Origin of the sequence: Streptomyces hesseae (assembly GCF_031845785.1) — a bacterium.
Lineage (GTDB): Bacteria > Actinomycetota > Actinomycetes > Streptomycetales > Streptomycetaceae > Streptomyces > Streptomyces hesseae.
On record NZ_JAVRFI010000012.1, the window covers coordinates 73,383 to 86,180 of the forward strand.

The window sequence follows — 12,798 nt, forward strand, 5'->3', positions numbered from 1 at the left end:
GCCCAAGGCGCCTACGACAACGTAGCCATCCGCCACACCAGGGACCCCAGTACCACCAGCAGCAGAGGCAGCGCGAACCAGAAGGAGCCCTGAAGCCACCGCAACTGCCGCACCCCCGGCCCCGCCGCCACCCGCACCAGCTCGCGCACCGTCAGCAGCACCAGCAGCACCGCCGCCGCGAGCGCCCCCGCCACGGTGACCGGCGTCCACGTCACCCGGGGCCCCACCGGACCGGGCGCGGGCTCCGGCACCGCGCCCGCCGGGCGGTCCTTGAGCTCGTAGAGCACCGCGTCGTCATTGCCGAACACCCGCCGGAGCTCCGGCCGCCCGTCCAGCGCCCCGCGCACCCGGGAGTCCCAGTCGGGCGCGTAGCCCGCGCTGAGCTCCAGATAGTCGGACTGGCCCCGGTTCACCACGAGCAGGGAGCCCGGCCCCGCCTTGCGCAACGCCTCCACCAGGTCGGACACCCGGCCCGGGTCGCGCGGGGCGAGCGTGGGCTCGTACCGGACGCGCTCCATGTCCCGCGCGCCCCACGGCAGGGCGGGGGTGACGTTGTTGACGGTGTCGCTGCTGGTCCACAGCAGCCGTACGGTCGGCCGGTCGTGGGCGTATACGTAGTCCATGGCGGCGACCTCGCCGGGGCGCACCCGCTCGAAGGACTCATTGCCCCAACGGGCCACCAGGAAACCCAGGACGAGCACCAGCCCCGCCAGCAACGCGGCCAGCGCCCCCCGGTGCGCCCGGCGGGGCCCGGCCGCCGGGCGCGGGAAGAGCGCGAGCGCGGCCAGGAGGCAGGCGCCGGGCAGCGCGAACAGGAAGACGCGCAGGGCGACCTCGCCGCCGTAGGACTGCATGCCGAAGGCGAGGAACGGCACACAGGTCAGGAGCAGCAGCGACAGATCGCCGATGCCCGCCCGGCGCCGCCGCCACCAGCCGAGCGCGGCGAGCCCCAGCACCCCGGCCGCCAGCGCGACCCGGACGTAGAGCACCATCTTGTGGGTGGCGCTGCCGCCCTCGATCCGGCCGGACACGGACGAGGAGAGATTGCCGCCCAGGGAGCCCAGCCCGCCGAAGAGCTCGTCGAAGTGGCCCGACCAGTACGGCTCCGCCAGGAACCCCACCCACACCGCCAGCATCACCCCGCACAGCAGGGGGAGCCCGGTCGGGGTGAGCCTGCGGGCCAGCACCAGCGCGGTGAGGACGCCGAGCATCACGAACGGGGTGAGCTGGTGACTCGCGACCGACGCGGCGAACAGGGCGACGACCAGCCCCAGCAGGACCGCCGCCGCGCCCCGGCCGACGGGGAGGACCTCGCGCTCACCGGGCAGCAGCCGGCCGCGCAGCTGACCGGGCCAGCGGAACCACAGCAGCAGCACGGCCACGAACAGCAGATAGAAGAGGTAGTTGAGCGACTGGGGGGAGAAGTAGTCCTGACCCACCCAGCCGCTCAGGGCGAACAGCCACAGCGCCGCCCACGTCGCCCGCCACCCCGCCCGCACCACCCGCGTCAGCAGCAGCATCGGGGCCAGGCTCAGCAGCTGTACGACCAGCGGCCACCAGCGCAGCACCTCGGTCAGGTCGCCCACCCCGCAGGCGCGGGCGGCGAACGCGGCCACGGCGAAGAAACCCGGCCAGCTCCAGCGGGCGTCCAGATCCGGCACGGCAAGGCCGGTGCGGTCGATATAGTCCAGGAAACCCAGGTGCTGCCAGGCCGTGGCGAACCGCGGCGGCCCCTCCAGCACGGCGGGCACCGCGTGGAGGGACACCACCGTCGCCAGCAGCACCGCCAGCAGCAGCCACCGGCGGCACTCCGGCAGCCACAGCGCGGCCGCGAACGCCACCACCAGCAGCCCGGCCCCCAGCAGCGTGGCCACCGGCAGCACGGACACCAGCCCGAAGCCGCCCATGCCGTCCAGATCCACCCGGCCCACGGCCGTGAGCGGCACCCAGTACAGCGCCAGCGCGGCGACGAGCAGCAGCGCGATCCCGGCCTCCGGCGTACGCCACCGGGTGCCCAGCCACCCGGCACCGGAGCCCGGGGGCGGCAGCGGGGCGCTCCCGGGCTTCTCCATGACCGGCAGCCCCTCCGCCGGGCGGACGTCGGGCCGGCGCTCCAGATGGTCTATGTCCAGCCGGACCCCCAGCGGCAGCGTGTCGGGGTCGAGGGCCGTCCGCAGCGCCCAGCGCGTACCGGTGCGCCCCTTGGCCGGCTCGCCCTCCTCGTCGTGCCGCTCGCCGCGCGGCGCCAGGTCGGCCAGATCCCCGTCGGGCGCCGGGGGCTCGGCCGCCGTCCGCTCCTCCGGCGGCGCGGCCATGAGGATGCCGCGCAGTTTCACCGCCGCGATGGAGACGATCACCGTGAGGCTGCAGATCTCCGCCACGCCCGCGCCCGTCAGCCCCATCCGGGGGAGCAGCAGCAGCGTCAGCCCCAGGACCAGCACGCACAACAGGCCCTGGAGGTAGGCGAGCCCGGCCGTACGGCTCTGGGCCCGCAGCACCGCGAAGTACACCTCCATCACCACGCGCAGCCCCGCCCCCACCGCGAACCAGCGCAGCAGCGGAGTGGCCGCGTCCGCGTACCCCCGGCCGAAGACCCGCAGGATGTACGGCGCGAGGAGGAACAGCAGCACACAGACCGGCACCATGATCTTGGCCATCCGGCGCAGCGCCGCCCGGCAGTTCTCCGCCAGCCGGGCCGGGTCGTGCGAGCCCTCCACGGTCAGCGAGGCGCCCATGTTGATGGCCAGCAGATTGACCGTGCCGCCGATGGTGGAGGTGATGTAGAAGTACGCGTTGTCGGCGGAGTCGATCTGCGCCGCGACGATCACCGGCACCAGATAGACCACGGCCAGCGAGAACAGCGAGCCCGTGTAGTCCCCGGCGAGGAAACGGCCGATCTCCCGGGCGGAGACCTGCCGGGCGCTCTCCTCGGTCGCCCTGATGTGCGCGGGCACCAGCCGCCGGAACACCAGCCAGCCCAGCGGCACCACCGACACCGCGATGGAGACCACCCAGGAGACGAACACCCCGGTGGCCGGCAGCGCCACCGCCAGCGCCACCAGCAGCGCCAGCTTCACCGCCGAGAAGACCGTGTTGCCCACCGGCACCCAGAACGCGCTGCGCAGCCCGGTCAGCACCCCGTCCTGGAGGGTGAGGAGCGACCAGGCCACGACGGCGGCGACGAACCCCAGGCCGGGCAGCCAGCCGGCCAGGAAGCGGTAGGACGGCCCCCACAGGCCGAGCGTGAACAGGAAGACGCACGCCGCGACCGCGACGAACACGGAACTGCCCGCGTAGGTGGCCAGCACGAGCCGTCCCGTCCGCCGTCCGGCGACCGGGATGAAACGGGCCAGGGCCCCGGTCAGGGTGACGGCGGTCAGCCCGGCGATGAGCTTCATCGCGGCGATGGCCGCCGAGCCCTGGCCGACCGAGTCCTCGGTGTAGTAGTGGGCGGCGATCAGCCAGAAGCCCAGCCCGAGGACTGCGCTGATGCCCGTGTTGAGCATCAGCGCGAAGGCGTTGCGGAACAGCGGACTGCCGACGCCCCGCCCGGGCAGCCGCAGTCGCCGGGCTGTCGGCTCCACGGCTCGTTCCTCGGCTCGTTCATCGATCCGGGCGGACGTGTCAGACACGGGCTTCGGTCGCTTTCCTGTTCCTGGTGGCGCGTTCTCCGGTGAGGCGGCGGCCGGCTCCGTAGAGGCCGCGGCCTCTACGGAGCACGGCGTAGCCCTTGGTCAGCGCCCGGTCCCGGGCGAACAGCCGGCCGATCCCCTGCCCCTCGACGAGCCTTTCGAACTCGTCGATGCCGGTGGAGCGGCGCACGGTCACCCGCTCCAGGGCGTACGGGCCCTGGGAGCGCCGGGCCAGGGCGTTCCCCACGGCCAGCGAGACCCCGAACCCGGCCGCGCGCACGGTGTCGCGCACCCGGCGGCTGGAGTAGCCGTAGGGATAGGCGAACGACACGGGCGGGTGACCCAGTTCGGCCGTGAGCAGGTCGTGGCAGTGCCGTACCTCGTACCACAGGGGCCCGTCGCGCAGCTGGTCGAGCTGGGGGTGGGTGTGGCTGTGCCCGCCGATCTCCATGCCCGCCGCCGCCAGCTCCCGGAGCTGGTCCCAGCTCAGCATCAGGTCCAGGGCGCCCCCGGCCTCATGGGCGCCCCGCAGCCAGCCCGTCGAGGCGAACAGGGTGGCGGGGAAGCCGTGTTCGGACAGGACGGGGAGGGCGTAGCGGTGGACGCCCTCGTAGCCGTCGTCGAAGGTGATCAGCAGGGGTCTGGGGGGCAGCGGGCCGCCGCCGCGCCAGGCGGCGGCCAGCCGGGCGGTGGTCACCGGGGTGAAGCCGTGGTCGGCCAGCACCCGCATCTGCTCGGCGAACGCCTCGGGGGAGACCGACAGCCCGTACGCGGCCCGGGCCGGGGCGTGGGCCACCGCGTGGTACATCAGGATCGGCACCGGGCCGCCGCTCATCCGCCCGCCCCCTCGCACGCCGCCGCCCCGCCGTCCGGTGGTGCCTCGTCGTTCGTCGGCGCCTCCAGCGTCGCCACGGCGAAGCTCCCGCCACCGCCCCGGCGCGCCCGCAGGCTGCCCAGCGCGTAGCCGCCGGCCGCCGCGGCGACCCCGGCGACGATCGCCCCGGCCCGGCCCGCGCCGCCCGGCCGGCCCAGCAGCGCGTCGCGCAGCCCGCGCGCGACGCCGGCCGGCAGGACGCGGGTGGTGTAGCGGCGCTCGCTGGCGAGGCCCTCGCGGGCGCCCACGCTCCGGGCCACCAGGGCCTTGGAGAGGCCCTCGGCATACGCCCGGGTGCGGAAGTAGCTAAAGCGCTCCCGGGCCGGCGGCACCCGGTGGTGGATCACCGAGCGGTCGTCGACGATCAGCACGGCCTCCGGCAGCGCCCGGGTGAGCCGGATGCACAGCTCCGTCTCCTCCCCGCCCAGCGGCAGCCGTTGGCCGTCCCGCCCGATCCCGCTGGCGAAGCCGCCGACGGCCTCCAGGCCGGACTTCCGGAACGAGGCGTTCCCGCCGAGGACGTTGCGGACGGCCACCCTGCCCGGCGGCAGCCCCCGGTAGCTGCACCCGACCACCCAGTCGAACTCCTCCGGAAACCACGCGGGGCGGCGGCGGGAGGCCCAGACGGGCTGGGTCCGGCCGCCCACCGCCATCACCCGGGGATCGGCGTAGCCCTCGGCGAAGTGCAGCAGCCAGTCCCGCTCGGCCACCGCGTCGTCGTCGAGGAAGGCGATCACCTCGCCGGAGGCGGCCGCCACCCCGGTGTTACGGCCCGCCGACAGCCCGCGCGGGCCTGCGTTGGCGAGCACGCGCACCCGCTGGGCGCCCGTCTCCGCCCCCGCGCCGTCGTCGCCGTAGGACTTGGCCAGCCGGCGCAGCAGCGCGGGGTTGTGATCGACCACGAGGAGGGTCTCCAGCGCGGGGTAGGACTGGTCGCGCACCGAGGCCACCGCGGCGAGGATGTCGCCCCAGCGGTCCTCGGTGTAGACACAGATGACCACTGACACGGCGGGCGCGCCGGTCCGTCCGTCGGGCACTGCGCTCAAGACACTTCCCCGCGGTTGGCCGCGGGCGCGAGCGCCAGCGGGCGGCGCCGCCGGGACCGCCGGCCGGTGCCGCGCTCATGGAGGATCACCTTCAGCACGCGGATGCCGTCGCGCACGGCGCGCAGATTGCTCGTGCCGTGTATGCGGACGAACTCATGGCTGGGAATCTCCTGGACCCGCAGGCCGGCCTTGACCACTCTGATGTTCATCAGGGTCTCCACCTCGAAGCCGGCGCAGTCCAGGGCGATCTCGCCCAGGCAGCGCTTCCAGAACGCGTTGTACCCGTAGCACAGGTCGGTGTACCGGGCGCCGAACTTGTGGTTGACGATGGACGTCAGCACCCGGTTGCCCAGCTTGCGGATCAGCGTCATGTCGTCGGTGCCGCCGCCGTTGGCGAAACGGGAACCCTTGGCGAAGTCGGCCCCGCCGACCAGCGCGGAGACATAGCTGACGATCTCCCCGCCGTCGGCCGAGCCGTCCGCGTCGACCATGACGATGATCTCGCCCGTACAGGCGGCGAAGCCCGTGATCAGGGCGTCGCCCTTGCCCTTGCCGTGCTGCTCGACGACCTTGACGCCCGGATACAGGTCGCGGGCGACGCGAACGGTGTCGTCGGTGGAATTGCCGTCGACCAGGACCACTTCGTGAATCCAGTCGGGAAGCGTCTTGAAGACATAGGGAAGGTTCTCCGCCTCGTTCATGGCGGGAATGACGACGCTCACCGGTGGCGCTATCGCGAAATGGGAGGTCACCGGCCGGTAGCGGCCGGATGTCTCCCCATCCTCTTCGCTGGCCGCCGGCTGAAGGAACGCACTCATGTGTCTTCTTTCCCTCTCGTCCGGTGGACCGCCTGCCCCAGCGGTCCGATCGTGTGTCCGGTTCGAAAAGGGGGTACTCGACCTGGCCCCGAACGGCAGCGAGCACCGTACGGAGAGGGCGAGTTGGCAAGTACACCGTGCCGCGCGGCGCGCGCCCCGGCACGGTGGAACGGCCGAGCGCGGCACCCCCTGCCGCGCCCCCGCGCCGGTCACCATCGCGACGCTGCGAAGCCCTCCCCGGAGCCGCTTAGAGAAGATGGGCCGATGCGGGTAGATGTACGACGGTATTGAAGCTTGAGTCCGTATGGCAAGAGGTGGGGCGGAGGCTCCTCCTTTGGTGTTATTTGCGCCTATGCAACCATTCGCAGGGACTTAACTATTGACGCCGTGTCCATGGCGGACGGTTCCCTCAACCGCCCTCCCGGATCCGTCCCATTCGCTTCAGTAGCCTGTCCGCCTGTTCGAACAGCTCCGGCCGGGCCAGCACCGTGTTGCGCAGCGCCCGCAGTGGCGCGCGCCGGGCCCGGTAGCCCAGCGCCACCGGGTGGCGGCGGGTGACCCAGCCCTCGGAGACGCTGAGCTCACGGGTCTTGAGCGAGTCCTTGTAGGGCTTCCCGCCCCGCCCCAGGTCCAGATAGGCCAGCCCCTGCGCCGCGGCCCCCTCGGCCATCCGCATATGGAGTATCAGGCCGGGGGAGTAGCGGGCGAACTCCGGGTCGTACGCCGGGAACCAGCACGCCAGCACCGTGTTCGAGCGCAACCCGAAGTGGGCCGCGACCGGCCGCCCGGCCGCGTAGAGCACCGACAGCAGCCCGGCGAAGGACTCCGTGCGCGTATGGAACAGCTGCTCGACGAGGTGGGCTATCCACGGGCGCGCGAAGCGGTCCGCACGTCCTGTTCTTCGGTACTGCGCCGATTTCCAGCCGGTCAGCACCCGCAGCGCCGCCGGGTCGCGTTCGTCGTGGACGTAGCGCACCTCGCCCAGGTCCCGGCCGAGCCGGCGCTCCTTGGCGAGCGTGGTGCGGGTGAACTTGGGCGACTGCTTGCGCAGCGCCGCCAGATACCGCTCGTACCCCTGGTCGACGTCGATGACCGGTGAGGCGAAGGAGCCGGAGGCCGCCACCTCGAAGGGCTTCTGGCCCTCGATCAGGTGGTCGAACTCCCAGAGGGAGAGGCCGCAGGCGAGCAGCAGCTCCCGGGTGTCCCACTGGAAGCCGGGGCGGTGCACCAGCCCCTGGGCGTCCGAGACCCCCATCCCGATGGCCCGCCCCACGCCCAACGAGGTGCGCTGGAAGGGGAAGAACGCCATCGGCTCGCCCTCCTCCCGTACCACCGCGATCCGGATCCCGCGCCGGCAGCGGCCCACCGCGAGGGCGAACTCCGGAGCGAGGAAAGGATTCGCGAGCTGCGGTGAGCCGTCCTCGACGGCCCGCGCCTGCATCGCCGACCAGGCCGCCCGGTCGGCCGCCGTGAGCTCGCCGGGCCGGTACACGCTGATGTCCACGTCAGGAAGCCCGACTTCTCGTGGCGCGGCCCCGATGGCGCCGCGCGTGTGCCAGCAGGAACGCGAGGAGCAGGAGGACGGCGCTGACGGCCGCCACCGCGACCACGCCGCCCCGCACCGTCCAGGCGTGCAGCGCGAGCATGGTCTGGGCCACCAGCAGGTCGACCGCGACCGCCCCGCCGGTGGCCACCACGGCCCTGCTGAGGGGATCGAGCCCCCGCAGCGGGGCGGCCACCGCGCATGCGGGCGCGACGATGAGGAAGAACAGGGCGAACGGGGCGCGCAGCGGCGAGGTGACGTCGGCGAGCGCCAGCGCGCCGCCCACCCCCGCGATGGCCGCCGCGACGCCCGCCATGACCGGCAGCGAATCCCGGGCGGCCGGACCCCCGTCGCGGCCGCTTCCCCCGTCCGTGCCCTCGGTGCCGTTACGTTCCGCCGGGTCGTCGAGTCCGGTGAGATCTGTAAAGCTCTGCATTGGCGACTTTGCCCCCCGAAGCGCCGGATGCCGGGCTTCAATGTCGCGCAATCGGCAAAGGCCCGTCAAGATGTGAAGGCCATGCGAAACAGCCCCGGACGGTCGTGACCGCCACAACCGGAGGCTGTCCGTCAGATGAACAGTGAGTGACCTGGTCCTACTGTCGGATCGTGCGTCAACTGACGGCTTTCAAACGCGGGTTGACAGCTCCGCCCTCGCCTCGCGCGCTCGGATGACCCTTCGGCGAACCGGCCCATATTTTTGGCATGGACACTTCCAGCGACATGGGGTCGCTGCTACCACAGAGATGGCAGAAACCCCTGCTAGGGAGGTTCCATGAAACTGTCCCGGTTCGCGGGTGCCCTATCCGCGCTGGCCCTCACCGCCGCCCTCGCCCTAGGCGGGGCCGGCGCCGCGCATTCTGCCGAACGCGCGTCAAACCCCGCCTACACGGCCCTCGGTGACTCCTACTCCTCCGGTCTCGGCGCCGGGAGCTACGACTCCGCCGGCGGTGACTGCAAACGCAGCACCAAGGCCTACCCGGCCCTCTGGGCCGCCGCCCACAAACCGTCCAGATTCGACTTCAATGCCTGCTCCGGCGCCCGTACGGGTGATGTCCTCAGCGGACAGCTCGGCACGCTGAACGACTCCACCGGGCTCGTCAGCATCTCCATCGGCGGCAACGACGCGGGCTTCGCCGACACCATGACCACCTGCGTCCTCGGCACCGACTCCTCCTGCCTGAGCCGGATCGACCAGGCCCGCGCCTACATCCAGGACGAGCTGCCCGCCAAGCTCGACGACGTCTACTCCGCCATCAGCGACCGCGCGCCCCAGGCCCAGGTCGTCGTCCTCGGCTACCCGCGCTTCTACCACCTCGGCGGTACGTGCATCGGCCTCAGCGACACGAAGAGGAGGGCCATCAACGGGGCCGCGGACCTGATCAACTCCGTCACCGCGAAACGGGCGGCCGACCACGGGTTCGCCTTCGGCGACGTCACGACCACGTTCACCGGGCATGAGCTGTGCTCGGGGAGCGCGTGGCTGAACAGTGTGACGTTTCCTGTGAACGAGTCGTACCACCCGACGGCGGCCGGGCAGTCGGGGGGCTACCTTCCGGTCTTCGCCGGCGCGGCGTGACGAAACGCCGGACGGGCTGATTTCAGCCCGTCCGGCGTTTGAGGACACCGCGCGCCAGCGCGGAACGGGGCCTCAACCGCTCGTGCCGCCGTACGTACCGGGGTAGCCGGACGGGCTTCCGGACGGGCTCGCGGAGCCGGACGGCGAAGGCGCCCCACTCGACGACGCCTTCTGACACGTCACCGTGAACGGAACATGCCGCGACACCCCCACCCCCCTCACCTCCAGCGCGATCCAGTCCTTCTCCTGATCCCCCGCCCGGTGCGCGGTGTCCGTGTGCGCGAGGACCTTGCTCCGCTCCCCGGCGCCGACGCGTGCCGTCCGCCAGCCGCCGTCCGTGACGTTCCCGCTGCCCGTCACCCAGCGGTAGGTGACATCGGTGGGGGAGCGGTCCACCGCGATGGCGGCCTGGAAGGCGGGAGCGGCGTCGCCCGGCGGCGGGCAGGGGCCGGAGTAGTGGTCGCGCAGGGCGACAATGGTGACGGTGATGTTCACCGGCGCCGCGCTTCCGGCGGAAGGTGACGCGGGCGGCGGTGCGGCCGCCGATGGCGTACGGTCGCCGCCCTGCGACGCCGCCCCCGCGTTCTTGTCGCTCCCGGTGGACGCACCCCCGCCGCCCGACCCACCGTCACCACCACTGCCACCGTTCGAGGTGAGCGCCCACACCAGCCCGCCCACGGCGAGCAGCGCGACCAGCGCGCCCCCGGCCAGCGCCACCCGCTTTCCCGCCCGCCGCTCGGGCGGCCCGGCCGGGCCGGACGGCGGCACCGGCACCGGCTGGGTCGGCGGCGCCCCGCCCGCCCCCTCAGAACTCGCGGCCCCCGCCGCCACGGTCGGCGCGTACGCCCCCGCACCCCCACCCGTCTCCACGCGCGGCACGTTCCCCGCCGCCACCGTCCGCAGGAGCCGTTCCGCCTCCGCCGCGCCGAGCCGTCGCGCCGGGTCCTTGCGGAGCAGCCCGTCCAGGACGGGGGCGAGCGGGCCGGCCCGGCGCGGCGGCGGGAGTTCGGCGTCGACGACGGCGCGCAGCGTGCTGAGCGGGGTGTCCTGCCGGAAGGGGGAGTAGCCCTCCACGGCGGCGTAGAGCATCACCCCGAGCGACCAGAGGTCCGACTCGGGCCCGGGTGGGTGCCCCAGCGCGCGTTCCGGGGCGAGGTACTCGGGGGAGCCGACCAGCTGGCCCGTGGCCGTCAGCGCCGAGCTCCCCTCGATCATCGCGATGCCGAAGTCGGAGAGGACGACACGCCCGTCGTTGGAGACGAGTACGTTTCCCGGTTTCACGTCGCGGTGGAGTACGCCCACGGCGTGCGCGCCCCGGAGCGCGGCGAGTACCTCCACACCGATCCGCGCCGCCCGTACCGGGGCGATGGGCCCCTCGGCCAGGAGGACCTCCGCGAAGGAGAGGCCGCGCACCAGCTCCATGACGATCCAGGGCCGGCCCTCCTCGGTGACCACGTCGTGGACGGTGACGACGTTGCGGTGGGAGATCCGGGCCGCCGCACGTCCCTCGCGCTCCAGCCGGGCGTAGAGCTGCCGCACGTCGGGGGCAGGCAGCCCGGCGGGCGCCCGGACCTCCTTGACCGCCACTTCCCGGCCCAGGATCTCGTCCCTGGCGCGCCATACCACGCCCATGCCGCCCTGCCCCAGCTCGCCCAGCAGCCGGTAACGGCCCGCCAGCACCCGTCCGGCGCCGGAACCCGTGTCCATGCGTCCGTCCCTCCCCCGAGAGCAATTCGGGGTGAATGTACCGCAACGGAGCGTGATTGCCCCCTGTTCGGTACCGTATTGTCCTGTTCAACTCGCTGTCGGTAACGGCAGGTTCACGTCAGGTTTGTCAACGCCCTTGACGGGGTGGTGAATCGGCCCCGCCGATGCGCGGGTGACGCGATGGGGCGATAGGGTTACCCTGCCTGGGCCGGGTGCCTCGTACGGGTGGGGAGTATCGAATGGATCAGATAGCGATGCGGAGCAGGCCGCGTGTGCCTGCCATCAGCTACGGAAGCGGTGCGTCGAGCGCGCGCCTCGACCGTCACCTCGCGGTGCTCGGCGGGCCCGCCCTGCCGCAGCGCGAGGTCGAGGGCGCGACGGTGCTGATGCGCGAGATCACCTCGCGCGACCACGTCCGCGCCGGTCGCAGCAAGAGCCGGAGCCGTATCGCCCGGGTCTCCCTGTTCGCCCCGCTGCGACGGCTGCGCCGCTCGCTCTTCGGCAGCCGTAGCACCACCTCTCACGCCTGACCCCCGGCCCCGGCCCGTCCTCGTACGGCCTGCCCTTTCCCCGGGGCCGGTCGGGCAGTGGCGCACCCCGGCACGCCCCCGGTCACCCTGGCATCCCTCGGCGCCCCTCCGGTCGGCCGTCTCCACCCGGACTCTCCATCCCCCGCCGAATCCCCCGCTCGGTCTCCGGACGTTCGCGCCGTCTCCCGGTGCGCGGTGAGTCAGGGGCGCGCCGAGGAGGAAATCCCCGGGCGTGCGCAGATCGTGGAGATCCGGGGGAGAGCCGCCCCGCACGCCCCTGATGCGCCCCCGGTGCCCGTCCCCGCGCCCGGCTCAGTGCGCGTCGAGGGTGACGGTGAAGGAGAAACGGTCCCCCCGGTAGTGGATGCGGGCGATGTCGACGGCCCGCCCGTTCTCGTCGTAGGTGATGCCCGTGTAGTGGAGGATCGGGCTGAGCAGCGGCACCTGGAGCAGCCGGGCCGTCTCCGGGTCGGCCAGCCGCGCCTCGACGGTGTCCGTGATCCGGCTGATGCGCACCCCCACCACGTCGCGCAGCACCTTGGTCATGGGCCAGCGGCTGAGGTCCGCGACGTCGATGTGCTCGGCCAGTTCCGGGCGGACCAGGTTCTCGGCCCAGTTCGTCGGCTCGCCCGACGTCTCGTCATGGCGCAGCCGCCGGTAGGCGACCGCCTCGTCCAGGCCGGGGAAGTGCTCGGCCAGCTCGGCCGGGACCGGGACCGGGCCGTGGCCGAGAACGGCCGTGTGCTCGCCGGACTGCTGGGCGACGATCGTGTCCACCGAGCCCAGCAGCCGTACGGGCGAGCCGCGCCGGGCGCTCGGCTCGATGAACGTGCCCCGCCGGCGGTGCCGGGTGATCAGCCCCTCCGCCTCCAGCTCTTTGAGCGCCTGCCGCATCGTCAGCACGCTGACGCCGTAGTGCGCCGCGAGGGCTTCCTCGGTGGGCAGGCGCAGCGGGTCGTCCGGGCGCCGGCCCAGTATCGAGGCGCGCAACGACTGCGACACCTGGTACCAGAGCGGCAGCTTGCGGTTGAGCGCGAGGGAGTCGGGGGCGAAGGTCACGGGGGCTCCGGCT

Annotated in this window: 10 protein-coding genes; 2 read left to right on the top strand and 8 right to left on the bottom strand. The window is 73.0% G+C overall.

Annotated features, from left to right (window positions below; genetic code table 11):
- Positions 1-11 precede the first annotated feature (11 nt).
- The 6 genes from RM609_RS19425 to RM609_RS19450 all read right to left on the bottom strand — a co-directional run bounded on the left by RM609_RS19425 (position 12) and on the right by RM609_RS19450 (position 8,349).
- Positions 12-3,632 (bottom strand): lipopolysaccharide biosynthesis protein, encoded by a 3,621-nt coding sequence (locus tag RM609_RS19425; protein WP_438828481.1) that lies wholly within the window; start codon positions 3,630-3,632, stop codon positions 12-14.
- Positions 3,625-4,467, bottom strand: coding sequence for a polysaccharide deacetylase family protein (locus tag RM609_RS19430; RefSeq protein ID WP_311612541.1), 843 nt, complete (start codon positions 4,465-4,467; stop codon positions 3,625-3,627). The genes RM609_RS19425 and RM609_RS19430 overlap by 8 nt, the downstream gene beginning before the upstream one ends.
- Positions 4,464-5,552, bottom strand: a complete 1,089-nt coding sequence (locus tag RM609_RS19435; RefSeq protein ID WP_311612543.1) for a glycosyltransferase family 2 protein — start codon at positions 5,550-5,552, stop codon at positions 4,464-4,466. The genes RM609_RS19430 and RM609_RS19435 overlap by 4 nt, the downstream gene beginning before the upstream one ends.
- Complete coding sequence (locus RM609_RS19440) at positions 5,549-6,370, bottom strand: glycosyltransferase family 2 protein (RefSeq protein ID WP_311612544.1); 822 nt, start codon at positions 6,368-6,370, stop codon at positions 5,549-5,551. The genes RM609_RS19435 and RM609_RS19440 overlap by 4 nt, the downstream gene beginning before the upstream one ends.
- A gap of 409 nt (positions 6,371-6,779) precedes the next feature.
- Positions 6,780-7,874, bottom strand: coding sequence for a GNAT family N-acetyltransferase (locus RM609_RS19445; RefSeq protein WP_311612545.1), 1,095 nt, complete (start codon positions 7,872-7,874; stop codon positions 6,780-6,782).
- Position 7,875: 1 nt separating this feature from the next.
- On the bottom strand, positions 7,876-8,349 hold the full coding sequence (locus RM609_RS19450) for a hypothetical protein (protein WP_311612547.1): 474 nt from the start codon (positions 8,347-8,349) through the stop codon (positions 7,876-7,878).
- A 336-nt stretch (positions 8,350-8,685) separates the two neighbouring features.
- Here RM609_RS19450 and RM609_RS19455 point away from each other — a divergent pair, with 336 nt between their 5' ends.
- A complete protein-coding gene (locus RM609_RS19455) occupies positions 8,686-9,489 on the top strand; it encodes an SGNH/GDSL hydrolase family protein (RefSeq protein ID WP_311612549.1) in 804 nt (267 codons plus the stop codon).
- A gap of 72 nt (positions 9,490-9,561) precedes the next feature.
- Here RM609_RS19455 and RM609_RS19460 read toward each other — a convergent pair whose 3' ends face one another.
- A complete protein-coding gene (locus RM609_RS19460; protein ID WP_311612550.1) occupies positions 9,562-11,196 on the bottom strand; it encodes a serine/threonine-protein kinase in 1,635 nt (544 codons plus the stop codon).
- Positions 11,197-11,435: 239 nt separating this feature from the next.
- On the opposite strand from RM609_RS19460, the gene RM609_RS19465 reads away from it, so the two are divergent.
- Positions 11,436-11,726 carry a hypothetical protein gene (locus RM609_RS19465; protein WP_311612552.1) on the top strand — a complete coding sequence of 97 codons (291 nt, stop codon included), beginning with the start codon at positions 11,436-11,438 and terminating at the stop codon, positions 11,724-11,726.
- 312 nt (positions 11,727-12,038) lie between these two features.
- Here the strand turns inward: RM609_RS19465 and RM609_RS19470 are convergent, their stop codons facing one another.
- Positions 12,039-12,785: a GntR family transcriptional regulator gene (locus RM609_RS19470; protein WP_311612554.1), complete on the bottom strand. Its 747-nt coding sequence runs from the start codon at positions 12,783-12,785 to the stop codon at positions 12,039-12,041.
- Between the last annotated feature and the right edge of the window lie 13 nt (positions 12,786-12,798).

What these genes read in the sequence shown, in the direction of transcription:
- RM609_RS19455 (WP_311612549.1), top strand. Translation starts at nt 8,686, where the DNA reads ATGAAACTGTCCCGGTTCGCGGGTGCCCTATCCGCGCTGGCCCTCACC.
- RM609_RS19450 (WP_311612547.1), bottom strand. Translation starts at nt 8,349, where the DNA reads ATGCAGAGCTTTACAGATCTCACCGGACTCGACGACCCGGCGGAACGT.
- RM609_RS19465 (WP_311612552.1), top strand. Translation starts at nt 11,436, where the DNA reads ATGGATCAGATAGCGATGCGGAGCAGGCCGCGTGTGCCTGCCATCAGC.
- RM609_RS19460 (WP_311612550.1), bottom strand. Translation starts at nt 11,196, where the DNA reads ATGGACACGGGTTCCGGCGCCGGACGGGTGCTGGCGGGCCGTTACCGG.
- RM609_RS19430 (WP_311612541.1), bottom strand. Translation starts at nt 4,467, where the DNA reads ATGAGCGGCGGCCCGGTGCCGATCCTGATGTACCACGCGGTGGCCCAC.
- RM609_RS19440 (WP_311612544.1), bottom strand. Translation starts at nt 6,370, where the DNA reads ATGAGTGCGTTCCTTCAGCCGGCGGCCAGCGAAGAGGATGGGGAGACA.